The sequence below is a fragment of the Actinoplanes sp. TFC3 genome (assembly GCF_001553785.1).
Classification (GTDB): Bacteria; Actinomycetota; Actinomycetes; order Mycobacteriales; family Micromonosporaceae; genus Actinoplanes.
Map to the genome: position 1 here is coordinate 2563076 of NZ_LOJP01000001.1, position 22334 is coordinate 2585409.

Consider the following 22334-nt stretch of genomic DNA (forward strand, 5'->3'; position numbering starts at 1 on the left):
CACGCCGTCGACCTGCAGGCTGTGCTCCGATCACATCGCCGACTGCCTGCGAGGGACCACCATGAGCGCGTACGCCCCCACCACCGCGGCCCGCGGCCGGCGCCGATGAGCAGCGTCGTCCTGCGCACCCAGCTGGCCGGGGTGGCCCGGCGGCCCAGCCGGTTGATGCTGACCGGCGTGGCCATGCTGGTGGCCTCGTTCGTGGTCTACGCCGTGGTGCTGGGCTACCGGATCGCTGAGAACACGGTCGTGGACGCGGTGAAGGCCCCTGCCGCCGGGGTGATCGTCACCGGGGACCTGCCGGTGAGCCTGCTGCCCAAGCTCGACGCCGTCCCGGGGGTGGCCGGGCACGCGGCGCGCACCAGCAGCACCGTGCAGCTCACCGGCGGCTACCTCGACGTGACCGCCGATCCCGGCGCCGGCCCGCTCACCGAGGTCACCGTCCGGCAGGGCCGCTACCCCAAGGCCAACGGCGAGATCGCGGTCACCCCGCGCACCAGCGAGCGGATGGGCCTGCCGGTCGGGGCGAGCGTCGCCGGTGAGGTGGAGCAGCAGTCCGGCAAGGCCAAACGCGTCACGTTCACGGTCGTCGGGGTGGTCGACGGGCCCGCCGACTGGGGGCAGAACGCCTACAGCACCGAACGCACGCTGACCCAGGTGCTCGGAAGCACGACCGTCGAACGCGCTGACCTGCTCCTCAAGCCGGGCGTCGCGCAGCAGACCGCGCAGCAAGCGGTGCGGCAGGTCACGGCCACGGTTGCGGTCGGCGACGACAACCCGGGCATCGACGTGATCACCGGCGCCGACGATCACGCCCGTGCCGTCGAGGGAGCCCTTACTGCCGCGAGGTACGTCCTTCTCGTGGTCAGCGTCTTCGTGCTCATTGCCGTGGTGGCCGCCGTCCTGGTAGCGATCTCCACGTTCCGGATCGTCTTCGCCCAGCGGATGCGCCAACTGGCCCTGCTGCGCACCATCGGGGCGGGCCGGCGCTCGATCTCGCGTGCGCTGGCCGTCGAGGGCGCCCTCACGGGCCTGGTCACCGGCGGAACCGGCGTACTCGCGGCGCTCGCCCTGGGACAGCTGGCCTCCCCTGCGGCGGCGGTGTTCGGCGCCCACATCTCCGGTCCCGGATTCCCGGTGGCCGAGGCCATCGGGGTGATCGCCCTGGCGGTGTTCCTGACCTTGGTGGCGGTGCTGTCACCCGCCCGCTCGGCGGCGAAGGTGTCGCCGCTGGAAGCCCTGCGCTCGGCCAGCACCGCGGGTAGCCGGCGGACCATCGGTGCGGGGCGGTGGATCCTGGGCCTGCTGCTGGTGCTCGGCTCGGCGGCGCTGGCCGCGCTCGTCTTCGCGCTCCTGCCCGGCCCGGACGCCAAGAACTACGACCCGACCGCGCCGCTGTTCGCCACCGTCGGGTCGGCGTCGCTGGCCTTCTTCGCGCTCGCCGTGCTCGGCCCGGTGCTGATCCGGCCGTTCCTCGCGGTGGTGGGCTGGCCGCTGCGCCGGCTCGGCCCGCTGGGACGCCTCGCGGTCGGCGGTATCGGCGGAACGCCCCGGCGGGCGGCGGCCGTGTCGGTGGTCGTGGCACTGGGGGTGTCGCTGATCGGCGGCTCGCTGGTGGCCGGGGCGTCGCTGCGTACCGTCCTGCAACAGCAGTCCGCAGTGGAAACCCCCGCCGATTTCCAAGTTCTCGCGCAGGATGCCACGCTGCGTCCAAGCGTCATCGCCGCGGCGAGGAAGCGTCCCGAGTTGACCGACGTCACCTTCTTCCGCAGCAACTCCCAGCTGACGGTCAACGACGGGGACGCCAGTTTCGACGCCGCCGACATCGACCCGGCGGCGGTGCCGCGGCTGGCCGGCATCACCGCGGTCGGGCCGGGACAGCTTGCGGTGGCAAGCTGGGCGGCGGGCTATCTGGAGGTGGAGGAAGGCGATCGGATTACGGTACGGCTGAACGACAGATCCGTTGAAGTAACCGTGACCGCCCTGCTCAACCCGTCGGCTCCGCTGGGCCTGTCGGTGCTGATGAACCCCGCCGACCTGAGCAAGCTCGGTGTCGCCCCCGCCCCGACCAGGATGATCGCCAACGCGGCGTCCGGTGGCGAGGACGGCCGCACCGCCGGAGCCAAGGCGCTGCACGAGATTCTGGCCGGTCAGCCCGGACTCGGTGTCGATGTGATGGCTGACCGCCGCGATGAACTGGACAAGTCCTTCACCATGGTGCTGGCCGCCGGCATCGCCCTGATCGGGCTCACCGTGCTGGTCGCGGTGGTCGGGGTGGGCAGCACGTCGGCGCTGTCAGTCGTGGAACGTACCCGTGAATCCGGCTTGTTGCGGGCCGTGGGTCTGTCCCGGGGCGGCTTGCGTGCCATGCTGACCGCCGAGTCCAGTCTCTACGGCGTCATCGGCGCGGGCCTCGGGCTGCTGATCGGCGTGCCGTACGCGTGGCTGGCCGTCCGCACGATGAACCTGGGAGCGCCGCTGAGTTTCCCGGCCGGGCAACTCGCGGCGGTCTTCCTGGCGCTGGTGGTCTTCACCGCCCTGGCCGGTGTGCTGCCGGCCCGGCGCGCCGCGACGGTGAGCCCGGTGGCAGCCCTGGCCACCGACTGAGCGGCCGGGCCGGCCGGGGCGATCAGTCGGTCGGCTCGGTGGCCCCGGCCTGCGGCTCGTCGGACTGCTCGGGTCCCACCCGGACGTCGTCACCGGCCGGCAGGACAGGCGCGTCACCCTCATCGGCCGGGGCGTCGTCGGCGGCGGGCTGCTGCGGTTGTGCGGTCATGGCTCCAGGCATACCCGCTGGACGGCAAACCACTCCCGCGCCCCGACGGCCTCGTTCCTCCCGCATTCGTGCCATCGACGGCCGCAACACCCCTGCGAAGATCATCCAGTGGACAGGATCATCAACATGAAACGCATCCTGGTTGTTCCCGTGATCGTCGGCGCCTTCGTCCTCTCGACTGCTTGCGCCGCAACTGAGACGGCCTCGCCCTCGACGGCCGCCGCCGCGCCCACGGGCGCGGCTACCTCGCCCACGGCCGCGGCCATCTCGGCCACCCCGGTGGCCAAGGCCGGTGACGCGTCGGCGCCCGCCCACCGGTCGAGCGCGGCCGCAGCGCCGACCAAGAAGAGCAAGAGCACCGGCGGCAAGGACGGCGGCGACGCCACGTTCCCCATCGGAGCCGGTACGCACCTGGTGCTGCTGCACAGCTATGACAGCGCCAAGCACACCGCCGTCATCGAGCCCGCGGCCTTCACCAAGGACGGCCAGTCGATCAAGGGTGACGGCAGCCGGTTCACGCTGCCGGTCAACGACGCGCCCAAGATTTTCAGCACCAACGGCGGCAACCCCGACTGCATGGACGGTACGGACCAGAAGACGACCGGCAGCTGCCTGGCCACCGCCGCCTGGCTCAAGAAGCAACTCGGGCACGGCGGCTTCGCCGTCACCATCGCCAACACCGGCGACTTCATCTACGAAATCGCCGAACAGTACCGGCCCTGACCCCCGCCGACCCGCGGGTCAGTGCAGGAACGCGGTCACCGCGGCGGTACGTCCGCTGCCAGTTCAGATCGTCCCGGTTCATCGCCCCGGAGTTCGCGGCCAGGCTGAGCCGCGACACCACGCGGGCCTGCCCGGCGCGCAGCAGCGGCAGCATCGACGGGCACCGTTTCCGTACGAAGATGTCGAATTGCTCGTCACGCTCGGTAGGCACGCGCCCTCCTTGCTCGCCCCTCCCTGACGATTGCGCCGCGCCGCGGGTTGCATGCTCAATCGGCGATCTTTGCCACGTCGTCTCGCCGCGGATCCGACCAACCTGCTTGTCGCCCGGATCGTCAACAGGGTCATGCAATTGCGCGTTCTGGCCGTCTGCGGTGTGCTCCTGCTCAGCGCCTGTTCTCCGGCCCCCGGGGCCAACCCGTCGGCGTGGCACCTCCCGCAGGCCAGCGCGCCGGTTCCGTCCGCGCCGGTTCCGCCCGCGCCGGCATCGGAGGTGGCCAAGCCCGTACCGATCACCTATCCGGCTCACGGGTCCGGGCGGTGGAAACATGCCTCGGCGCAGTCCGGACCGGCGGCCGGGCAGGGTGGCAGGCTCCTGCGCTACCGGGTCCTGGTCGAGCGCGACATCGGGGGCCTGCCGCCAAACGCCTTCGCGGACACGGTCACCGCCACGCTGGCCGACCCGCGCGGCTGGACCGCCGGCGGCCGGTGGCGGCTGCAACGGGTCGGGCCGGGCAGCCCCTACGACTTCACCATCTACCTGGCCACCCCGGGCACCCGCGACCCGCTGTGCGGTGACGCCTCGGACGGCTACACCTCGTGCCGCAACGCCGGCAAGGTGGTGCTCAACGTGGCGCGCTGGGTCAAGGGCGTACCGCACTACGGCGCGGGGCTGGCGACGTACCGGCAATACATGGTCAATCACGAGGTGGGGCACCGCCTGGGGCAGGGCCATGAGTTGTGCCCAGGGCCGGGGGAGCCGGCGCCGGTCATGCAGCAGCAGACGCTGGGCCTGCACGACTGCACGGCGAATGCCTGGCCCTACCTGCACGGCGAGCGGTACGCGGGCGTCCCGGGCGCCTACGACGACGAGGTCCCGGCCCGCGACCCCGGCCGCCGGTAACGCCCGCTACGGGTTGGCGGTGGGGCGCTGCAGGCGCTGACTCGCCGCTGCGCTGGCGGCGGTGATGCGTGCCACGAACGCGGCCACCTGGCGCAGCTCGTCGGCGCTGGTGCCGGTGAGCACCTGCGCGATCTCGGCACCGGCCGCCGCCATGAACTCGCGGGCCTGTTCCCGGGCACCCGGCTCGGGTCGCAGGGTCACCCGGCGCCGATCGGCGTGCTCGCGGCTGCGCCGGATGTGACCGGCGCTCTCGAGCCGGTTGAGCAACACGGTGGTGGCGCCGGAGGTCATGCCGATCTGGCGGGACAGCTCCGCCGGCGACAGCGGCTGGTCCTGCTCGGCGGCCCAGATGATCTGGCCGAGCGCGTTCGCGTCGGAGTTCGGCAGCCCCATCCATGCCGCCAGGTGCTGGTTGAGTTCCGCGAAGCTGACCGCCCAGTCGCGGAGGCGATGCATGACGGCCGTCTGCTCCGACGACCAATCCACTGTGAGCGGATCCACTTTCACCGGGCAAAACCCTTCGCTCTGAAGTATCTTCACTCTAAAGTATGACGCGCCGTCGTGCCGGGGAGAGCGAAGCAGACCATGACTCAAGCACATGCCATTGTTTCCGGTGCCAGCATCGCCGGGCTGTCCGCCGCCTTCTGGCTGCGTCGCACCGGCTGGGACGTGACCGTCATCGAACGCGCGCCGAACTTTCGCGACGGCGGTCAGAACGTCGACGTGCGCGGCGTCGCCCGCGACGTGCTGACCCGCATGGGGCTGTTCGATGCGATCAAGGCCCAGAACACCACCGAGACAGGCACTGTCCTGGTGACCGCGACCGGCGACGTGCGCGCCGAGCTGCCCTCGCAGGGCCCGGACGGCGCGACGGCCGAGCTGGAGGTGCTGCGCGGCGACTTCGCCCGCACGATTCTGGACAACCTGCCCGAGGGCGTCGACATCCGCTACGGCGACACCATCGACGAGGTGACCGACGGTCCCGCCGACCTCGCCGTCACCACCTCATCCGGCCTGACCCTGCGCGCCGACCTGCTCGTCATCGCCGAGGGAGTGCGCTCGGCGACCCGGGACCGGCTGTTCGGCTCGGCGGTCGAGCGCCGCGAGCTGGGCATCACCATGGTGTTCGGCACCATCCCCCGCACGCCGAGCGACGACGACCGGTGGCGCTGGTACAACACCGTCGGCGGGCGTCAGATCCATCTGCGGCCGGACAACCACGGCACCACCCGCGCGATCCTGTCGTACGCCCGCAGCGAGGATCTCACCAGCCTCGACCGATCCGACGCCCTGGCCCGGGTCCGGGCCCGATACGCCGGCGCGGGCTGGGAGGCGCCGCGGATCCTGGACGCCTTCGACACCTCCGACGACGTCTACATCGACCATCTCACCCAGATCCGCATGAACGCCTGGCACCGCGGCCGGGTGGTGCTGGCCGGCGATGCCGGGTGGTGCGTCACCCCCATGGGCGGCGGCGGTGCGTCCCTCGCGCTCACCAGCGGGTACGTCCTCGCCGCCTACCTCACGCAGCAGCCCGGGGACCGGCGCGCGGCGCTCAGCGCGTACGAGAAATGGATGCGGCCCCTCGTCGATGACGTGCAGAAGCTGCCCCCGGGGCTGGAGTATTTCGCCTACCCGCAGACGCGCTTCGGGCTGGGCGTGCGCGCCCTGGCCGACAAGGTGCTGACCTCGCCGCTGTTCGCCCCGGTCGCGGCCAGGCTCACCGAGGTCGCCAGCACCGACCGCGCCCTCCCGGAACTCGAGTAGGACGCGCTGAGCGCCGGGCGTGCGATCACGGCGGGCGTTAGGAAGCCAGGGGTGCGGGTAGCCAGCGGCGATCAGCGATCGGAGGACATCCATGAAAGCCGTCGTCTACCAGGGTCCGCGCGAGGTTACCGTCACGGAGGTGGCGGATCCGGTGATCCAGTTCCCGAGCGACGCGATCGTACGGGTCACCACCACCAACATCTGCGGCTCCGACCTGCACATGTACGAGGGCCGCACGTCGGTTGAGCAGGGCAAGATCCTCGGCCACGAGAACATGGGCATCGTCGAGGCGGTCGGCGACGCCGTCAGCAGGATCAAGGTCGGCGACCGGGTGTCGGTGCCCTTCAACATCGCGTGCGGCACCTGCCGCAACTGCCTGACCGGGTGGACCAGCTTCTGCCTGCGGACCAACCCGGCCGAGGGCATGGACGGCGCCGCGTACGGCTACGCCAACATGGGTCCGTACGAGGGCGGTCAGGCCGAACTGCTCCGCGTGCCGTACGCGGACTTCAACCTGCTTGAGCTGCCGCCGGGCGGGGAGCACGAGAACGACTTCACGATGCTGTCGGACATCTTCCCGACCGGCTGGCACGGCACCGAGCTGGCCGGTCTGCAGCCCGGGGACCGGGTAGCCGTTTTCGGCGCCGGACCGGTGGGCCTGATGGCCGCCCACAGCGCGATGATCCGGGGTGCGTCCCAGGTGTTCGTGGTCGACAAGGAGCGGGACCGGTTGGACCTGGCCGGCAAGATCGGCGCGACGCCGGTGGACTTCTCGGCGGGTGATCCGGTCGAGCAGATCATGGATGTCACCAGCGGGCGCGGAACCGACTGCGGGGTCGAGGCTGTCGGTTACCAGGCGCACGACCCATCCGGTCAGGAACACCCCGAACTGGTGCTCGACAATCTGGTCAAGGTGGTCCGCTCCACCGGCGGCATCGGTGTGGTCGGGGTGTACATGCCGCAGGATCCCGGCGCCGCGACGGAGCAAGCCCAGCAGGGCCGGATCGCCTTCGACTACGGCACCTTCTTCAGCAAGGGCCAGCGGATGGGCACCGGCCAGTGCCCGGTGATGCGCTACAACCGCCACCTGCGCGACCTGATCATCACCGGGCGCGCCCAGCCGTCGTTCCTGGTGTCCCACGAGTTGCCGCTGACCGAGGCGGCCGAGGGCTACCAGCACTTCGACAGCCGCGACGCCGGCTGGACCAAGGTGCTTCTGCGCCCCGCGGCCTGAGCCGGCAGAGCCCGCCCGGCGCCGGCCGGGCGGGCCTCGGCTGCTGCCCGGCCGGCGGCCCTCGTGCATCCGGCGGTCAGCGGTGCTGAATCATCAACGGCATGGCTGTTCTGGTTGAGATCCACTTCCCGATGACCGGCGACGACGAGTGGATCGATGACGTCGGCGACTTCATGATCGACCTGGAGGACGAGGTGGGGCTGGAGGAATTCGACGACGGCGAGGAGTCCGGCGACACGTACATCTTCTTCATCGCCGGGGCCAACGAGCGCACCCTGCTGAGAGCGGCCTCGCGGGTGGCCACCCGCGAGGGAGTGCCGGCGGGCGCCTTCGCCATGGTGACCGACACCAACGCGCCCCGCGTCGGGATGGGCCGCCGGGTGGAGCTCCCCGTGCGCTGACAACGGGGTCATGAACAGGTGCGCGCTGGTCCGGCAGATGGCGGCGCGCACGAGCCTCGAAGTGCTCGTGCGCCCCTGATCACGCCACCCAGAGTTCATACAGACCCGGACCGGTCGCGCCGGCCGGTGTGACGGTGTTGCAGTAGTACTGCGCCCACTGGTGGTTCTGCTGGCCGTAGTAGCCGATTCCGGCGCACTGGTCGGGATGGCCGTACCGGCCCTGCAGGGTGTATCCGCTGGCGGCCTCGGCCGCGGTGGAGATGGAGAGCATGGCGCCGAGAGCTGCGGTGGTCAGTGCGATTCCGGTGATCAGCTTCATATAGGAAAGTTAACTAATTGGGTTGGGACGGGACAAGGGTGTAGGCCGGTACGCGAAGTTGAGGACAAGTCGCAGATGACCGAGAAACGTCTTCGATGCGGCCGGCGTGGCCGCCACCTGAAGGGATGCGCCTGCCACGGGGCCACTTCGCCCAGGGTGGCTCGTCAGCGGGAAGGCTTTGAGCCGGGGCCTACGCCAAGGAACGGGGTGAGGCGTCGAGTCACTCCGCTCAGACGTGCGTACTCTCCGTTAATGGTTTCCGTCCTTAACGGGTGGGGGCAAGCGTGACTTCTGAGCCTGTTGACGCGTCATTGCCGCAGGTAATGACCGAAAGGCGAAAGAGTGCCGCCGAGTGACCTGCGCGCAACTGCCGTTCCGGTCGGCTACTCCATGTAGTCGGATGGTGCAGCCGGTGCCGGTGAAATGCGGTAATAGGCGCTCAGCCGCTTCACAGGCAGGCAGCCACGCCCGCTGTAACCGGTAGCAGTGTCCCCACCCGCCAGGAGGCTCCCCCATGTCGTTCCCAGCTCGCCTGCTTGGCGCTGGAGTAAGCGGATTGTTGCTCGCCGGCGCCGCGGTCACCCCGGTCCTGGCTACTTCCCCGGCCGCCGCTCCCGTCGCGATCGCCCCGGCGGCGGATGCGACCAGCGCGCAGGAGGCCGCCCGCGTCGACCGTGTGCAGGCCCCCGAGCTCGCATGGTATTCCTGCTACGGCAACGCACAGTGCGCCACCGCACGGCTGCCGTTGGACTACGACGAGCCCGACGGGGCGTCGGTGGAGATCGCGCTGCTTCGCGTCAAGGCGCGCAAACCCGCCCAGCGGATCGGCAGTCTGTTCGTCAACCCCGGCGGTCCGGGCGGATCCGGCACCGAGATGGCCGAAATGGCTCCCGCCTTCCTCAGCACCGCCGTGCTGGACCGCTTCGACGTCATCGGCTTCGACCCGCGTGGGGTAGGAGCCAGCGACAACGTCAAGTGCTTCGGCTCGACGCGTGAGCTGATGCTGGCGCAGAAACAGCTCAACAAGTTCTTCCCGTACGGCGCCAAGGAAGAAGCCGCCTACACCAAGGCGGCCCGTGCGCTGGGCCGTGGCTGCTCCACCACCGGCGCCGCACTCGCCGGCGCGATGTCGACCGCAGAGGTCGCCCGAGACATGGACGTGCTGCGCCGCGCTGTCGGTGACAAGAAGCTGACCTACCTCGGGTTCAGCTATGGCACGCTGCTCGGTCAGTACTACGCCAACATGTTCCCCGACCGGGTACGCGCGCTGGCCCTCGACGGTGTCATCAACCCGAAGTCGTGGACCGGTGTCCCGGCCGACCAGGGTTCGTTGCAGGACAGCCGCCTGCGCTCCGCCGACGCGGCGTACCGCGCCCTGCGCGTCCTGCTGACCCGCTGCGACCGCGCCGGCGCCAAGCGCTGCGTCTTCTCCGCCGGTGACCCGCAACGGCACTTCGCCGCGATCGCTCGCAAGCTGCGGGCCAAGCCGCTGGACATCGGCCGCTCCGAGGCCGGCGGAGCGCTGCGCTTGACCTATGCCGACTTCGTCGGGATCACCCTCACCGGCTTGTACTTCCCCGACGCCGGAGACTTCGTCACCCAGTTCGCCGCCTCCGTCGAGACGCTGCTCGCCGTCCCCAGCGGCAAGACCGGCAAGCAGCGGTCCACCGCGCAGGCCACGCTGCGCTCCCAGATGTCGCGGGTACGCCCAACAGCGCGCGACTTCCCGTACGACAATGTGATCGACGCCTTCAGCGGGGTCACCTGCACCGACGCCAGCCACCCCCGCGACACCGCCCAGTGGCCGGCGTTGACCGCCGCGGAGGACAAGCGCGCCCCCTACTTCGGGCGTGCCTGGGGCTGGGGCACCGTGTTCTGCGCCGGCAAGACGTGGACCGTGCAGGACGAGGACGCCTACCGCGGCCCGTTCACCCGCCGCACCAGCGCTCCCGTGCTGTTCGTGGGCAACGACTTCGACCCGGCCACCAGCTACCGCCAGGCGGTGTCCGCGGCCAAGCTGCTGCCCGGCAGCCGCCTGCTGTCCAGCGACAACTGGGGTCACACCGCGTACGGCACCTCCGCCTGCGTCACCTCCGCCGTCGACCGGTACCTGCTGCGGGGTGCGCTGCCCGCGGCCGGCACCGTCTGCCACTCGGTGAGCCAGCCCTTCACCGGCCGCTCCGGGGGATCTCTGCTCAGCACCGGCGCATCGGTTCAGGCGGCACCGGCCGAGGCCCAGCAACTGCCGCCGGTGGCCGGCCCGTACCTGCGCTCGGGGCTGCTGCGCCGCAGCCGGTGAGCCGCGCCCGCTGATCTCGCCTCAGCCGTGTACCGGCTGAGGCGAGATGCAGCATTGGATTCCGGGCGGGCGGCGGCCGTACGGTCGGGGGATGACTTCCGCGTTTCTCTATGCAGCAGCCCGGACGCCGTTCGGCCGCTTCGGCGGTGCCCTGGCCGAGATCCGCCCGGACGACCTCGCCGCCACCGCCCTGCGCGGGGTGCTGAACAAGGCGCCCGGGCTGGACCCGGCGGCGATCGGCGACGTGTACTGGGGGTGCGCCAACCAGGCCGGTGAGGACAACCGCAACGTGGGCCGGATGGCCGTGCTGCTGGCCGGGCTGCCGGTCACGGTGCCCGCCAGCACCATCAACCGGCTCTGCGGGTCCTCGCTGGACGCCGCGATGATGGCCTCCCGCACGATCGAATCCGGCGACGCCGCGGTGGTGGTGGCCGGCGGCGTGGAGTCGATGACCCGGGCGCCGTGGGTGCTGCCCAAGCCGTCGCGGGCGTTCCCGCCCGGCGATGTCACGGCGGTGTCCACCACGCTGGGCTGGCGGCTGGTCAACGAGGGCATGCCGCGGGAGTGGACGGTGTCGCTGGGCGAGGCCAACGAGATGCTGGGGGAGAAGTTCGCGATCTCGCGGCAGCGTCAGGACGAGTTCGCTGCCCGCTCACACCGGCTGGCCGGCGCCGCCTGGACCGCCGGCTTCTACGACGATCTCGTGGTGGCGGTGCCCGGCGTCGACCTGACCCGCGACGAGGGCATCCGTCCCGGGTCGACGCCGGAGAAGCTGGCCGGTCTCAAGCCCTCGTTCCGCCTCGGCGGCACGATCACCGCGGGCAACGCCTCCCCGCTCAACGACGGCGCGTCGGCGCTGCTGCTGGGCTCGGAGGCCGCCGCTCAAGCGATCGGATCGGCGCCGCTGGCCCGCATCGCCGGGCGCGGCACCAGCGCGGTCGAGCCGCCGATGTTCGGCTACGCCCCGGTCGAGGCGGCCGATCGGGCGCTGACCCGCGCCGGCATCACCTGGGCGGACGTGGCGGCCGTGGAGCTCAACGAGGCGTTCGCGGTGCAGTCGCTGGCCTGCGTCGACGCGTGGGGCATCGACCCGGGCATCGTCAACGCCAAGGGCGGCGCGATCGCCCTCGGACATCCGCTCGGCGCGTCCGGCGCCCGCATCCTGGGCACCCTGGCCGGGCGGTTGCGTGAATCCGGCGACCGCTACGGCGTCGCTGCGATCTGCATCGGCGTCGGCCAGGCCCTCGCCGTGGTGCTGGAAAACCTGCTATGAGCGTGACGATCTGCGACACCGCGGCCCAGGCCGTGGCCGGGGTGAGCGACGGCTCGACCGTGCTGGTCGGCGGCTTCGGGCTGGCCGGCATGCCGGTGCAACTGATCGAGGCACTCATCGAGCAAGGCGCCACCGGGCTGACGGTGGTGTCGAACAACGCCGGCAACGGCGACACCGGCCTGGCCGCCCTGCTGGCCCAGGGACGCGTCCGCAAGGTCATGTGTTCGTTTCCGCGCCAGGCCGACTCGTACATCTTCGACGATCTGTACCGCTCGGGCCGCATCGAGCTGGAGGTGATCCCGCAGGGCACGCTCGCCGAGCGCATCCGAGCCGGCGGCGCGGGCATCGGCGCGTTCTACTCACCCACCGGGGTCGGCACCCCGCTCGCGCAGGGCCGCGAAACCCGCGAGCTCGACGGGCGCACCTACGTGCTGGAATACCCGATCACAGGCGACGTGGCGCTGATCGGCGCGCACCGCTCGGACCGCCTGGGCAACCTGGTCTACCGCAAGACCGCCCGCAACTTCGGCCCGGTCATGGCGACCGCCGCCGCCCTGGTGGCCGCCCAGGTCAGCGAGGTTGTCGCAACCGGCGCGCTGGATCCCGAGGCTGTGGTGACGCCGGGCATCTACGTCGATCGGGTGGTGGCGGTGTGAGCCTGGACAAGCACCAGATGGCGGCACTGGTGGCCCGCGACATCCCGGCCGGCGCGTACGTCAACCTCGGCATCGGCCAGCCCACGCTGGTCGCCGACCACCTGGCGCCGGACTCGGGTGTGGTGCTGCACACCGAGAACGGCATGCTCAGCATGGGCCCGGCCGCCCCTGGCGACGCTGCTGATCCGGATCTGATCAACGCGGGGAAGGTTCCGGTGACCGAGCTGCCGGGTGCTGCCTATTTCCACCACGCCGACTCGTTCGCCATGATGCGCGGCGGGCACCTCGACGTGTGCGTGCTCGGCGCCTTCCAGGTCTCTGTGACCGGCGACCTGGCCAATTGGCACACCGGCGACCCCGACGCGATCCCGGCCGTGGGCGGGGCCATGGACCTGGCCATCGGCGCGAAAAGCGTCTACGTGATGATGACGCTGTTCGCCCGCGACGGCAGCCCCAAGCTGGTGCCTGCCTGCACGTATCCGCTGACCGGGGTGGGCTGCGTCGACCGCGTCTACACCGACCTGGCCACCTTCACGATCACCGGCGACGCGGTGATCGTCCGGGAAACCTTCGGCATCTCCGTCGGCGAGCTCAGCGACCGGCTGGCGCTGCCGCTGCGGTAAGGCCGAAGCGGTCACGCGCGGCATCAACCTCGAGGCAGTGTGCGATCGATGGTGGCCGTCCTGACGGGTCACGGGGGTGGGGCTGGGGCTCGGCGCGCTGCCCCCGGCGTCCGGTGCGGCTATGGCGTGGCCGCGGGCCGCGCCGGGTAGCCTGCCCGCGTGACAGGTGGGCGCTTCGGACGGTCAGTGGTGCACGGCTGGCAGCGGTTGCGCCGCCGGGCGGGGTGGCTGGACCACCTGGTGCGGGCCGGGCTGCGCTACGACGAGGCCGACGGCGGCCGGCTCGCCGCCGCGGTGACGTACTACTCGTTCTTCGCCACCTTCTCCCTGGGCCTGCTGGGTTTCGCCGTCTTCGGCTTCATCCTGGACGACCCGTCGGTGCTGCGGGCGGTGGAACGCTACGCCGCGGAGAACCTGCCCACGGTCAATGTGCAGACCCTGCGCAACGCCCGCAACACCGCCGGCTTCGTGGCGTTCATCGGCCTGCCGATCAGCGGCTGGTTCTGGGTCGACGTGCTGCGTTCCTCGATTCGCAAGATGTGGCGCCTGGCCGAATACCCGGGGCGGCTGGCCACCCGCGTGCTCGTCGACCTGCTCGTGCTGGCCGGGCTGGGGGTTCTGCTGGCCGCCTCGCTGGCGGTGGCCTACGTGACCACCACGGTGGCGTACCGGGCGGTGGACGCGGCGGACACCGGCCCGGACCCGTCGCGGTGGGTGCTGGCCTCGGTCGGGTTGGTGGTGGGGCTGGCCGTGAACACGGTGCTGGCCGCCGGGATGCTCACCGGGCTGCCCCGCGTGCGGATGCCGCTGCGCCGGGTGCTGGGTCCGGCCCTGCTGGTGGCCGTGGGCCTGGAACTGCTGAAAACCTTGGGCCGCTTGTACGTGCAGCGCACCGAGGACAACCCGACGTACCAGCTCGTCGCCGGGTCGGGGGGGCTGCTCGTCTTCCTCAACGCGATCAACCAGTTGGTGCTGTTCGCCGCCGCCCTGACCGCGACAAGCGCCACCGGCCGCCCGGCTGACCTGGCCGAAGAGGGGGACGACAACACCGTTGGGCAGTGACGCGCTGGAACATGTGGCGCCGATCGGGTACGCCGGGCGCTACGCCGCTTTCAGCCACTGGATGCTCCCTGCTTGAGCCAGCTCTAAGCTGGGTTCATGAAGGTTCTGTCCATTCAATCGGCGGTCGCCCACGGTCACGTCGGCAACTCCGCGGCCGTGTTCCCGTTGCAGCGCATCGGCGTCGAGGTCGTCCCCGTGCCGACGGTGAATTTCTCCAACCACACGGGGTACGGCGCCTGGCGCGGCCCGCTCATCCCGCCGCCGGACGTTGCCGAGATCCTGCTCGGGGTCGAGGAACGGGGCGTTTTCCCGCAGATCGACGCGGTGCTGTCGGGATACCAGGGCGGGGTGGGCATCGGCGACGTCATCATCGACGCCGTGCGCCGGGTGAAAGCGGCCAACCCGGCGGCGGTCTACGCGTGCGACCCGGTGATGGGCAACGCCAAGTCCGGGTGTTTCGTCGCCCCCGAGATCCCGGCGCTGCTGCGCGACCGGGTGGTGCCGGTCGCCGACATCATCACCCCGAACCAGTTCGAGCTGGGGTTCCTGACCGGCACCGAACCGGCGAGCATCGAATCCACGCTGGCCTCGGTCGACCTGGCCCGGGCCCTGGGACCCTCGACCGTGCTGGTCACCAGCGTCGAGCGACCCGACCGTGAGCAGGGCACGATCGAGATGCTCGTCGCCGACGACGCCGGTGCCTGGGTGGTCACCACGCCGCACCTGCCGTTCAAGGCCAACGGCTCCGGTGACGTCACCGCGGCGCTGTTCACCGCGCACTATGTCGGGACCGGAGACGCGGCGGTGGCTTTGGAACGTACCGCGTCCAGCGTCTTCGATCTGATCGAGACCACGTTCCGGTCCGGTGAGCGTGAGTTGCAGTTGGTGGCGGCGCAGGAGTTTTATGCCGCACCGCGGATGCAGTTCCGGGCCGAGCAGGTGCGCTGAGCGAGCGGTCAGAAGGCGCCGGCGTAGGCGTTCAGCGCCGGCTGCCCACCCAGATGCGCGTAGAGCACCGTGGCATCGGCCGGGATGTCCCGGTTGCGGACCAGGTCGATGAGTCCGGCCATCGACTTGCCCTCGTACACCGGGTCGATGATCATGCCTTCCAGCGAGCCGGTCAGGCGGATCGCGTCGATCGTGGAGGCGACGGGGATGCCGTAGCGCTCACCCGCCCAGCCCGCCAGCACGGTGATCTCGTCGTCGCGCAGCTCGCGGCCCAACCCGATCAGGCCGGCGGTGTGCCGGGCGATCCGCTCGACCTGGTCGCGGGTCTTCTTCAGCGTGGCAGACGCATCGATGCCGATCACCCGCCGCGGGCGCCCCCGGTCGGCGAACCCGGCGATCATGCCGGCGTGCGTGGAACCGGTCACCGTGCACACGATGACGGTGTCGAAGAAGACGCCCAGCTCGGTTTCCTGCGCCTCGACCTCACGGGCCCACTGGGCGAAGCCGAGACCACCGAGGCGGTGCTCGGACGCGCCGGCCGGGATGCCGTAGGGCGTACCGCCCGCCGCCCGTACCTCCTCCAGCGCCTTCTCCCACGAGTCGCGCACGCCGATGTCGAAGCCCGCCGGGTCAAGCCGGACGTCGGCGCCCATGATCCGCGACAGCATGATGTTGCCGACCTTGTCGTTCGTCACGTCCGGCCAGTCGACCCACTTCTCCTGCACCAGGCGGGCCTTGAGGCCGAGCTTGGCCGCGACCGCCGCGACCTGGCGGGTGTGGTTGGACTGGTAGCCGCCGATCGAGACCAGCGTGTCGGCGCCGCTGGCCAGGATGTCCGGGACGATGTACTCCAGCTTGCGGGTCTTGTTGCCGCCGTAGGCCAGCCCGGAGTTGCAGTCCTCGCGTTTGGCCCAGATCTGCGCGCCGCCCAGGTGCGCGGTGAGGCGGTCGAGGCGGTGCACCGGGCTGGGCCCGAACAGCAGGGGATAGCGCTCGAAGTCGTCGAGGGACATCAGTTCTCCTTCATTGCAGTACGGGCCGCAGCGTCATCCAGTTGGCGCGTACGGCAGCGGCAGTCGCCTCGACGTCGCCCGAGCGGGCCAGGTCGACGATCGTCTGGTGCTGCGCGACCGAGGACCGGCCGGCCAGCGCGGCGAAGCGCACCCTCTCCATCCGGCGCAGCAGCGGGGTCGCGTCATCGAGGATCGCAGCCAGCATCCGGTTGCCGGCCACGTCCACGAACACCTGATGGAAGACGCCGTCCGCCGCGATCGCCGCGTCCCCATCGCCGCTGGCCAGCGCCGCCGCGAAGTCCGCGTTCGCCTGCTGCATCGCCGCCAGCCGCGCGTCGGTGAGCAGCGGCACCGCCCCGCGGGCGGCCAGCTCGTGCATGCTCGCCACCACCGCCTGCGCCTCCACAGCCGCACGGTCGTCCAGCGGGGCGACCACGGTGCGGCTGCCCGGCTTGATCTGCACCAGACCGGTCTTTTCCAGGTGGGCCAGTGCCTCGCGTACGGGGGTGCGGCTCACCCCGAGCCACTCGCACAGCTCGGCGTCGTTGAGCCGCTCACCCGGCGCGAGCGTGCCGTCGACGATGGCGGTGCGCAGCGCGTCAAACGCACGGGTCCGCAGCAACGGGCGAGGCGGCAGCGGGCCGCCGACGGGAACGGGCATGCGAGATACCGTATCCAATATATCGGTTTGCCGGAAGGCTTTCTCTCATGCCTCCCGCAGCCCAGTCGATGGACCCGGCGTGTGGCGTCATGGAGCATCACAGCAGGCGGCGCGGTCCGGCTCGCGCCTGTTCGTCACGTACGCCGTGGTCAGCCTCCTGCCGCTCGGCGCGCTCGGCGCGCTGCTGCTGCACGGCGCCGGCGAGGATGCCGCCCATGAGGGCCAGGACCAGGGCAAGGCGCAAGCCGCCGTGATCGCGGAAATGGCTGTTGCGCCGGCGCTCGACGGCGCCGACCTCACCCGGGGTCTGACCGCCGGGCAGCGCGAGAGCCTCGCCAAGGTCACCGATCTCGCCGTGTACCACGGCTCGGTGCTGCGGATGCGGCTGCGCGCCTTCAGCGGCCAGGTTGTCGCACGCCTCGGCGGCGACGAGTTCGCGGTCATCCTGCCCGCCACCGGCGTCGACGATGTCCGCGCCCTGCTGGAGCGGGTCCGCGCCGACCTGACCCGCGACGTGGTCCTCGACGGCGTACCGCTGACCATCGAGGCAAGCTTCGGCGTGGCCCTCTACCCCCGCCACGGCGACGACGTCGAGACCCTGCTCAAACGCGCCGACGCGGCCATGTACCAAGGCAAACGCGGCACCGCCGACATCGTGGTCTACGCCGGGGAGAAGATGGCCCACCCCACGCAGTGGCTCGTCGTGCAGGCCGAACTGCGCCGCGCCCTGCAACGCGACGAACTGCAACTGCACTACCAGCCGAAGATGCGGCTCGCCGACGGCCAGATCAGCGGCGTCGAGGCCCTGGTGCGCTGGCAACACCCCGAACGCGGCCTGCTGTTCCCGGCCGAGTTCCTGCCCGCCGCCGAACTGTCCGGGCTGATCGAACCGCTGACCGCCTGGGTGCTGTGGCGCGCGCTGGCCGACCAGACCACCTGGCTGACCACCGGCCGGGACTGGCCCGTCGCGGTGAACGTGTCGGCCCGTAACCTCGAAGCGCCAGGCTTCGCGGCCCTGGTGACCCGGCTGCTGGCCGAGTTCGGCACCGCGCCGGGGCGGCTCATCATCGAGATCACCGAAACCGCCATGGCCGACGACCTGGAAACCGCCCGCGCCACCCTGTATGCCCTGCGAGCGGCCGGGGTCGGTGTGTCCATTGACGACTTCGGCACCGGCTGCACCAACCTGGCCCGGCTGCGCGGCGTACCGATCACCGAGGTCAAAATCGACCGCATCTTCGTCGGTGACGTCCAGCACGACCCGGAAAGCCAGGCCATCATCCGCGGCGTCGTCGCGCTCGCGCACGGCCTGGGCGCGCGGGTTACCGCCGAGGGCGTGGAGACCACCGAGACCGCCGGATGGATCGCCGACGCCGGCTGCGACGAGGCACAGGGCTACCTGTACTCGCGTCCCGTGCCCTGGACCCATCTGAGCGTGCCGGACATCAGCCGACCCGTGGGGAGAGCCCAATGAGAAGGACCTCGGTTGCGGCCGCACTGGCGCTTGCGCTGGCTGCCGGCGGCTGTGGAGCATCATCCGGTACGTCCACAGGTGCCCCGGACACCGCCAGCGCGGTCCCGTTCGACCAGGCACTGCACGACTCCCTGCCGCAGCGCATCCGCGACGCCGGGGTGATCCGGCTGGTGACCGACGCCAGCTACGCCCCACTGGAGCAGTTCGCCCCGGACGGTCGCACCATCATCGGCTTCGAACCCGACATGGCCCAGGCGCTCGGCCAGATCCTGGGGGTGAAGGTCGAGATGGTGACCGGCACGTTCCAGACCGCCCTGGACGATGTGGTCGCCGGCACGTACGACGGCGTGCTCTCCGCCATGACCGACACGCCGCAACGCGAGAAGAAGGTCGACTTCGTCAACTATCTGGCGGCCGGCACCTCCATCATCGTGCAGCGCGGCAACCCCAACGGCATCACCGACATCCCAGCCCTGTGCGGCCGCGTGGTCGCCATCGAAAAGGGCACCACGCAAGCGGATCTGCTGCGCCGCTCCCAAGCGGGCTGCGGCACCAAGCCCATCCACATCGGCGAATACCCCACCAACGCCGACGCCATGCTGCAACTCCGCACCGGCCGAGCAGTAGCGGTTCTGCAGGACTACCCGGCAGCCGTCCACATCGTCACCGACACCCGCACCCGCAACAACTTCACCCTCGCATCGTCTACGCAGTACGAACCTGGCTTGTTCGGGATCCCGTTCGCCAAAGGCGACAGTCGGCTGCGTGAGGCTGTCCGGGGCGCGTTGGACAAGCTGATCGAGTCGGGGGCGTACGCGACGCTGCTGGACCGCTGGGATCTGTCCGCCGGCGCCATCAAGAGCGCGACGGTGAACGGAGCCACTGCCGGTTAGTGGCCTCGGCGAGGATGTGCAGATCACCTGGTCATGCCCCACATCGAGACCGGCCGCTGAGCAGAGGGTCCCCCCGGCAGTGGGATCACCACCATCATGGCGATGCATGCGCGACCAATTTCCGGGGTACCGGATTCCTATGAGCTCACCGATGGACGAGGACGCGCCCGCACTGGCGACCGTGGCGGCTAAAGCGGTCGGACTGCTGAACGACGCGACCGGGCCGGAGGTCGGTTACCCAGGTCTGAGCGATGCCGGCGACGTCGAAGACGTGCTCGCCGCACTGAACCGGATGGCAGGGGACCTGCAGCAGACCGCGACCCAGCTCACGCTCTACCTCGACGATGAGGTTGCCGCGGGTCACCTCACGACGGCACCCGGCGCATCCGGCCAGGACGCCGAAGCCGTCGCGGTCGCCAGGAACGCCCTGACCGACGTCCGGGAGAACGCCCAGACGCTCGCCCGGCTCCTGACCACGGCCGAGACCGCGATGCTCGCTCTGCGACCCGCCAACTGAACTCCGAAGAGGCCGAGGCCAGCGCGGCGGACCCAGTTCGTCCGTGTGGTGCCCGCTCCGGCGTGCTTTGCCGCAGGCCCGCGATGGTCCTGCGGGCTTTGAAGCCGGCGTCTCGTCCGGAGTTGGTGAACACCGCTACTCGCCGACCGGTCCGCCAGCGAGCTCGGCAACGATGTCAAGGTGCCCGAGATGACGGGCGTACTCCTGCACGAGGTGGAACAGCACTCGTTCCAACGTCGCCGGCGCCGATCCGCCCCATCTCGGACCCGGTACGCCCACCGTCTCCAGGTCGTTGCTCGCAATGACGGAGGCGGTGTGTCGCCCTTGAGCGCGCAGTGACGCCGTCAAGGTGTCGCATGTCTCGTCGGGCTCCACGTACCACCGGTCTTCGCGCCAGTCGGCCCATGGTTCGTCTATCTTGCTGCCCTCGAATCCCCACTCGATCCAGCGGAGTTCGACGTAGCGCAGATGCTTGAGCAGTTCGAGCGGAGTCCACCCGGAAGGAAGGCGGCTGCGCAGCAACTCGTTGTCAGACAATGCGAACACCTTGGACAGCAGCGTCTCCCGGAAGTACTCGAGGTAACCCAGGAAGACCTCGGCGCGCCCTGATGCTGGAGTGCTCGGCGAGGGAAACGGCAAGGTCATCTCGCCACTCACGCCGGTTCGCTTGGGGTGGGCAGCGCTTCATAAAACGATGTCATCGCCAGGTAGTCATCGAAACTGGGGATCGGCAGGTCCTCGCGGCTGGCCACCAGCATGTCGAGGTAGTACTCCCAGCCGGGGCCGTACGCGCCGCTCTCGTTGCCGGTGTCGAGGTGATGTACCAGTTGCAGCTCGGTCAGTCCGCCGGTGTGCGACAGGAGCAGCTCGATGCGCATGTCGCCGGACTCGTTCGACAAGACCAGGCGCTGTGGTGGCTCGCAGATGTCGATCCGTTTGTTGAGCCACGGCGCGTGATCCTCGATGCCCATCTGCACCTTGATCATGCGGCCGGGAGCGGCGTCGCCCTTCCACGTGCCAAACCATCGGGCGGTGCGGCCGGGCTCCGTCACACTGGCCCATACGTCCTCGATGGCTGCCCGGAAGGTGCGGCCGACGATGAGGGCTTTGCCGTCATCGGTCGAGACGAGCCGGCCGGTCGGGGGATGTGTCACGCCGTCTTCTCCTGTTGTTGATCTGTCTTGCCTCGGTGGTGGCGCTCACGACGGCTGCGGTAGACCTCGGTTTCCAGTGCATCGAGACGTTGCTGCCAGCCGGTGGCCTGGGTGAACTGGTCAAGCCACTCGATGAGGTCGGCGAACCGGGATGCATTCAGCTCGTAGAAGCGTTGACGGCCGACGAGCGTGTCGCGGACAAGGCCGCTTTCCCGCAGCACCCGCAGGTGCCGGCTGACCGCGGGCCGGCTGATCGCGAACCGGTCGGCGATCTGCGTCACGGGCAGGCGCTGCTCGCGCAGCATCACCAAGATGTCTCGCCGCACCGGGTCGGCGATCGCCGCCGCCACGTCGTCCACCCCACAAGGGTAACCATCATGTTACGCGTCTGACAAGACCGGCGGTGCCTGCGAGGCTCGTGCGGCAGGGGCGGCGGGCGCACCGCACGGTCCTTGCGGCCGTCAGGCAGCTTCGCCGGCGCGGAAATAGGCCTCGGCCGCCTCCAGCCGCGGGACGGAAACGCCCAGCCGGCGCGCCTCGGCCAAGGTGTCGCGGCAGACCGCGCGCAGTTCCTCAGGGTTCGCGTGCGCCGCCATCACCATGCGCATCGGTGGGAAATGACCGAAAAGCCAGGCCAGCACCGGCGCCGTCAGCCAGGCGGGCGCGGTGAAGGGCCGCACGTCGCTGCGATGGCGCCGTAGGTCGACACCGCGCGCCGTGGCCAGGGGGAGTAGTTCGCGGATGGCCAGGATCGCTTCGCGGACGCTTCGTGGGTTGCCGCCCAGTTTGCTGAGCGAGCCCAGTCGCAGGCTCTGCGTGTGCAGGCCCGCATTCTGGATGAAGTGGATCGACAGCCAGCCGCGGAAATCGGTGGTCTCCCGCAGCTTGAATCCGGCTTGGCGAAACACCCTGCGCACGGCTTGCTCGCGCTCGGTCGGCGGCTCGCCCAGGGTGCCGAAGAAGACCACGGGCAACAAGGCCGCTCGCAGCACACCGTCGTCACCGAAACCCCCGCCGGCGCCCGGAAAACCCCAGGAAACCTGTTCCCAGGGCAGGTTGCTGACCGCGGCTCGCGGCTCGGTCCACAGGTTGTTGAACACCAGCACCGTCGCCTTGCCCACGCGCGGTCCGAGGAACGCCGCGACCTCGGGGAAGCTGTAATGCTGCACGCTCACCACGATCAGATCGAAATCGTGATCCGGCTCCAGCGTCTCGCGGTAGACCACCGGCCACTGCTCGGTGACACGTCGCCCCCAGATCCGGCGCCGGGAGTCGAGCAGATCAAGACCGATCAGATTGCCGTACGTCGCAGAGCGCCCGGGACGCACATAGAACTCGACCTCGTGCCCGGCCCGTTCCAGTGCCCACCCGTAGGCCACCGCGATGACGCCCCGGCCAACCATCAAGATCTTCACATCGTA

The 22334-nt window shown here is 70.3% G+C and carries 25 protein-coding genes; 15 read left to right on the forward strand and 10 right to left on the reverse strand.

Annotation, left to right across the window (positions count from 1 at the left end; genetic code table 11):
* The first annotated feature begins 105 nt into the window (after positions 1-105).
* Positions 106-2607, forward strand: a complete 2502-nt coding sequence (locus TFC3_RS11585; RefSeq protein ID WP_067499084.1) for an FtsX-like permease family protein — start codon at positions 106-108, stop codon at positions 2605-2607.
* Between the two features lie 22 nt (positions 2608-2629).
* On the opposite strand, the gene TFC3_RS37930 is transcribed toward TFC3_RS11585, so the two are convergent.
* Positions 2630-2776: a hypothetical protein gene (locus TFC3_RS37930; protein ID WP_161952580.1), complete on the reverse strand. Its 147-nt coding sequence runs from the start codon at positions 2774-2776 to the stop codon at positions 2630-2632.
* Between the two features lie 126 nt (positions 2777-2902).
* Between TFC3_RS37930 and TFC3_RS11590 the strand changes: the two genes are divergently transcribed.
* Positions 2903-3499 carry a hypothetical protein gene (locus tag TFC3_RS11590; protein ID WP_153040195.1) on the forward strand — a complete coding sequence of 199 codons (597 nt, stop codon included), beginning with the start codon at positions 2903-2905 and terminating at the stop codon, positions 3497-3499.
* On the opposite strand, the gene TFC3_RS36945 is transcribed toward TFC3_RS11590, so the two are convergent.
* Complete coding sequence (locus TFC3_RS36945) at positions 3465-3710, reverse strand: hypothetical protein (protein WP_153040196.1); 246 nt, start codon at positions 3708-3710, stop codon at positions 3465-3467. The two genes, TFC3_RS11590 and TFC3_RS36945, sit on opposite strands and share 35 nt — an antisense overlap.
* A gap of 132 nt (positions 3711-3842) precedes the next feature.
* Here TFC3_RS36945 and TFC3_RS11595 point away from each other — a divergent pair, with 132 nt between their 5' ends.
* Positions 3843-4619 carry a DUF3152 domain-containing protein gene (locus TFC3_RS11595; RefSeq protein WP_067499088.1) on the forward strand — a complete coding sequence of 259 codons (777 nt, stop codon included), beginning with the start codon at positions 3843-3845 and terminating at the stop codon, positions 4617-4619.
* Positions 4620-4625: 6 nt separating this feature from the next.
* Here TFC3_RS11595 and TFC3_RS11600 read toward each other — a convergent pair whose 3' ends face one another.
* Positions 4626-5126, reverse strand: a complete 501-nt coding sequence (locus TFC3_RS11600; protein WP_082771985.1) for a MarR family winged helix-turn-helix transcriptional regulator — start codon at positions 5124-5126, stop codon at positions 4626-4628.
* 78 nt (positions 5127-5204) lie between these two features.
* Here TFC3_RS11600 and TFC3_RS11605 point away from each other — a divergent pair, with 78 nt between their 5' ends.
* The 3 genes from TFC3_RS11605 (at position 5205) to TFC3_RS11615 (ending at position 8021) form a co-directional block, all read left to right on the forward strand.
* Positions 5205-6386: an FAD-dependent monooxygenase gene (locus TFC3_RS11605; RefSeq protein WP_067499089.1), complete on the forward strand. Its 1182-nt coding sequence runs from the start codon at positions 5205-5207 to the stop codon at positions 6384-6386.
* A gap of 91 nt (positions 6387-6477) precedes the next feature.
* The gene (locus tag TFC3_RS11610; protein WP_067499091.1) at positions 6478-7620 is read left to right on the forward strand and encodes a glutathione-independent formaldehyde dehydrogenase; all 1143 of its coding nucleotides are present in this window, start codon (positions 6478-6480) and stop codon (positions 7618-7620) included.
* Between the two features lie 101 nt (positions 7621-7721).
* Positions 7722-8021 carry a hypothetical protein gene (locus TFC3_RS11615; protein ID WP_067499093.1) on the forward strand — a complete coding sequence of 100 codons (300 nt, stop codon included), beginning with the start codon at positions 7722-7724 and terminating at the stop codon, positions 8019-8021.
* 79 nt (positions 8022-8100) lie between these two features.
* Here TFC3_RS11615 and TFC3_RS11620 read toward each other — a convergent pair whose 3' ends face one another.
* Positions 8101-8340 carry a hypothetical protein gene (locus tag TFC3_RS11620; RefSeq protein WP_067499095.1) on the reverse strand — a complete coding sequence of 80 codons (240 nt, stop codon included), beginning with the start codon at positions 8338-8340 and terminating at the stop codon, positions 8101-8103.
* Between the two features lie 514 nt (positions 8341-8854).
* On the opposite strand from TFC3_RS11620, the gene TFC3_RS11625 reads away from it, so the two are divergent.
* From TFC3_RS11625 to pdxY, 6 genes are all read left to right on the forward strand, one after another.
* On the forward strand, positions 8855-10639 hold the full coding sequence (locus TFC3_RS11625; protein ID WP_067499096.1) for an alpha/beta hydrolase: 1785 nt from the start codon (positions 8855-8857) through the stop codon (positions 10637-10639).
* A 91-nt stretch (positions 10640-10730) separates the two neighbouring features.
* Positions 10731-11912 carry a thiolase family protein gene (locus TFC3_RS11630; protein ID WP_067499098.1) on the forward strand — a complete coding sequence of 394 codons (1182 nt, stop codon included), beginning with the start codon at positions 10731-10733 and terminating at the stop codon, positions 11910-11912.
* On the forward strand, positions 11909-12568 hold the full coding sequence (locus TFC3_RS11635; RefSeq protein ID WP_067499099.1) for a 3-oxoacid CoA-transferase subunit A: 660 nt from the start codon (positions 11909-11911) through the stop codon (positions 12566-12568). Before TFC3_RS11630 ends, TFC3_RS11635 begins: the two co-directional genes overlap by 4 nt.
* Before the next feature lie 17 nt (positions 12569-12585).
* Entirely contained in the window at positions 12586-13191 is a 606-nt protein-coding gene (locus tag TFC3_RS11640; protein ID WP_201787234.1) for a 3-oxoacid CoA-transferase subunit B, read from the forward strand.
* Between the two features lie 159 nt (positions 13192-13350).
* Entirely contained in the window at positions 13351-14253 is a 903-nt protein-coding gene (locus TFC3_RS11645) for a YihY/virulence factor BrkB family protein (protein WP_067499102.1), read from the forward strand.
* A gap of 96 nt (positions 14254-14349) precedes the next feature.
* The gene (pdxY, locus tag TFC3_RS11650; RefSeq protein ID WP_067499104.1) at positions 14350-15201 is read left to right on the forward strand and encodes a pyridoxal kinase PdxY; all 852 of its coding nucleotides are present in this window, start codon (positions 14350-14352) and stop codon (positions 15199-15201) included.
* Positions 15202-15209: 8 nt separating this feature from the next.
* Here the strand turns inward: pdxY and TFC3_RS11655 are convergent, their stop codons facing one another.
* Entirely contained in the window at positions 15210-16214 is a 1005-nt protein-coding gene (locus tag TFC3_RS11655) for a 1-aminocyclopropane-1-carboxylate deaminase (RefSeq protein ID WP_067499106.1), read from the reverse strand.
* Between the two features lie 10 nt (positions 16215-16224).
* Positions 16225-16875 (reverse strand): GntR family transcriptional regulator, encoded by a 651-nt coding sequence (locus TFC3_RS11660; RefSeq protein ID WP_067499108.1) that lies wholly within the window; start codon positions 16873-16875, stop codon positions 16225-16227.
* A 79-nt stretch (positions 16876-16954) separates the two neighbouring features.
* Here TFC3_RS11660 and TFC3_RS11665 point away from each other — a divergent pair, with 79 nt between their 5' ends.
* From TFC3_RS11665 to TFC3_RS11675, 3 genes are all read left to right on the forward strand, one after another.
* Positions 16955-18349 carry a bifunctional diguanylate cyclase/phosphodiesterase gene (locus TFC3_RS11665; RefSeq protein ID WP_067499110.1) on the forward strand — a complete coding sequence of 465 codons (1395 nt, stop codon included), beginning with the start codon at positions 16955-16957 and terminating at the stop codon, positions 18347-18349.
* Positions 18346-19242: an ABC transporter substrate-binding protein gene (locus TFC3_RS11670; protein ID WP_067499112.1), complete on the forward strand. Its 897-nt coding sequence runs from the start codon at positions 18346-18348 to the stop codon at positions 19240-19242. The genes TFC3_RS11665 and TFC3_RS11670 overlap by 4 nt, the downstream gene beginning before the upstream one ends.
* Before the next feature lie 139 nt (positions 19243-19381).
* A complete protein-coding gene (locus tag TFC3_RS11675) occupies positions 19382-19759 on the forward strand; it encodes a hypothetical protein (RefSeq protein WP_153040197.1) in 378 nt (125 codons plus the stop codon).
* 135 nt (positions 19760-19894) lie between these two features.
* Here the strand turns inward: TFC3_RS11675 and TFC3_RS11680 are convergent, their stop codons facing one another.
* From TFC3_RS11680 to TFC3_RS11695, 4 genes are all read right to left on the reverse strand, one after another.
* A complete protein-coding gene (locus TFC3_RS11680; RefSeq protein ID WP_236718078.1) occupies positions 19895-20416 on the reverse strand; it encodes a DUF664 domain-containing protein in 522 nt (173 codons plus the stop codon).
* A complete protein-coding gene (locus tag TFC3_RS11685) occupies positions 20413-20913 on the reverse strand; it encodes an SRPBCC family protein (protein WP_067499117.1) in 501 nt (166 codons plus the stop codon). Before TFC3_RS11685 ends, TFC3_RS11680 begins: the two co-directional genes overlap by 4 nt.
* Complete coding sequence (locus TFC3_RS11690; RefSeq protein ID WP_067499118.1) at positions 20910-21272, reverse strand: metalloregulator ArsR/SmtB family transcription factor; 363 nt, start codon at positions 21270-21272, stop codon at positions 20910-20912. Before TFC3_RS11690 ends, TFC3_RS11685 begins: the two co-directional genes overlap by 4 nt.
* A gap of 102 nt (positions 21273-21374) precedes the next feature.
* Positions 21375-22316: a ketopantoate reductase family protein gene (locus TFC3_RS11695; protein WP_236718079.1), complete on the reverse strand. Its 942-nt coding sequence runs from the start codon at positions 22314-22316 to the stop codon at positions 21375-21377.
* Positions 22317-22334: the final 18 nt, after the last annotated feature.

What these genes read in the sequence shown, in the direction of transcription:
- TFC3_RS11585 (WP_067499084.1), top strand. Translation starts at nt 106, where the DNA reads ATGAGCAGCGTCGTCCTGCGCACCCAGCTGGCCGGGGTGGCCCGGCGG.
- TFC3_RS11640 (WP_201787234.1), top strand. Translation starts at nt 12,586, where the DNA reads ATGGCGGCACTGGTGGCCCGCGACATCCCGGCCGGCGCGTACGTCAAC.
- TFC3_RS11625 (WP_067499096.1), top strand. Translation starts at nt 8,855, where the DNA reads ATGTCGTTCCCAGCTCGCCTGCTTGGCGCTGGAGTAAGCGGATTGTTG.
- pdxY (WP_067499104.1), top strand. Translation starts at nt 14,350, where the DNA reads ATGAAGGTTCTGTCCATTCAATCGGCGGTCGCCCACGGTCACGTCGGC.
- TFC3_RS11605 (WP_067499089.1), top strand. Translation starts at nt 5,205, where the DNA reads ATGACTCAAGCACATGCCATTGTTTCCGGTGCCAGCATCGCCGGGCTG.
- TFC3_RS11595 (WP_067499088.1), top strand. Translation starts at nt 3,843, where the DNA reads ATGCAATTGCGCGTTCTGGCCGTCTGCGGTGTGCTCCTGCTCAGCGCC.
- TFC3_RS11660 (WP_067499108.1), bottom strand. Translation starts at nt 16,875, where the DNA reads ATGCCCGTTCCCGTCGGCGGCCCGCTGCCGCCTCGCCCGTTGCTGCGG.
- TFC3_RS11620 (WP_067499095.1), bottom strand. Translation starts at nt 8,340, where the DNA reads ATGAAGCTGATCACCGGAATCGCACTGACCACCGCAGCTCTCGGCGCC.
- TFC3_RS11670 (WP_067499112.1), top strand. Translation starts at nt 18,346, where the DNA reads ATGAGAAGGACCTCGGTTGCGGCCGCACTGGCGCTTGCGCTGGCTGCC.
- TFC3_RS11615 (WP_067499093.1), top strand. Translation starts at nt 7,722, where the DNA reads ATGGCTGTTCTGGTTGAGATCCACTTCCCGATGACCGGCGACGACGAG.
- TFC3_RS11695 (WP_236718079.1), bottom strand. Translation starts at nt 22,316, where the DNA reads ATGGTTGGCCGGGGCGTCATCGCGGTGGCCTACGGGTGGGCACTGGAA.
- TFC3_RS11635 (WP_067499099.1), top strand. Translation starts at nt 11,909, where the DNA reads ATGAGCGTGACGATCTGCGACACCGCGGCCCAGGCCGTGGCCGGGGTG.
- TFC3_RS11655 (WP_067499106.1), bottom strand. Translation starts at nt 16,214, where the DNA reads ATGTCCCTCGACGACTTCGAGCGCTATCCCCTGCTGTTCGGGCCCAGC.
- TFC3_RS11675 (WP_153040197.1), top strand. Translation starts at nt 19,382, where the DNA reads ATGAGCTCACCGATGGACGAGGACGCGCCCGCACTGGCGACCGTGGCG.
- TFC3_RS37930 (WP_161952580.1), bottom strand. Translation starts at nt 2,776, where the DNA reads ATGACCGCACAACCGCAGCAGCCCGCCGCCGACGACGCCCCGGCCGAT.
- TFC3_RS11630 (WP_067499098.1), top strand. Translation starts at nt 10,731, where the DNA reads ATGACTTCCGCGTTTCTCTATGCAGCAGCCCGGACGCCGTTCGGCCGC.
- TFC3_RS11610 (WP_067499091.1), top strand. Translation starts at nt 6,478, where the DNA reads ATGAAAGCCGTCGTCTACCAGGGTCCGCGCGAGGTTACCGTCACGGAG.
- TFC3_RS11590 (WP_153040195.1), top strand. Translation starts at nt 2,903, where the DNA reads ATGAAACGCATCCTGGTTGTTCCCGTGATCGTCGGCGCCTTCGTCCTC.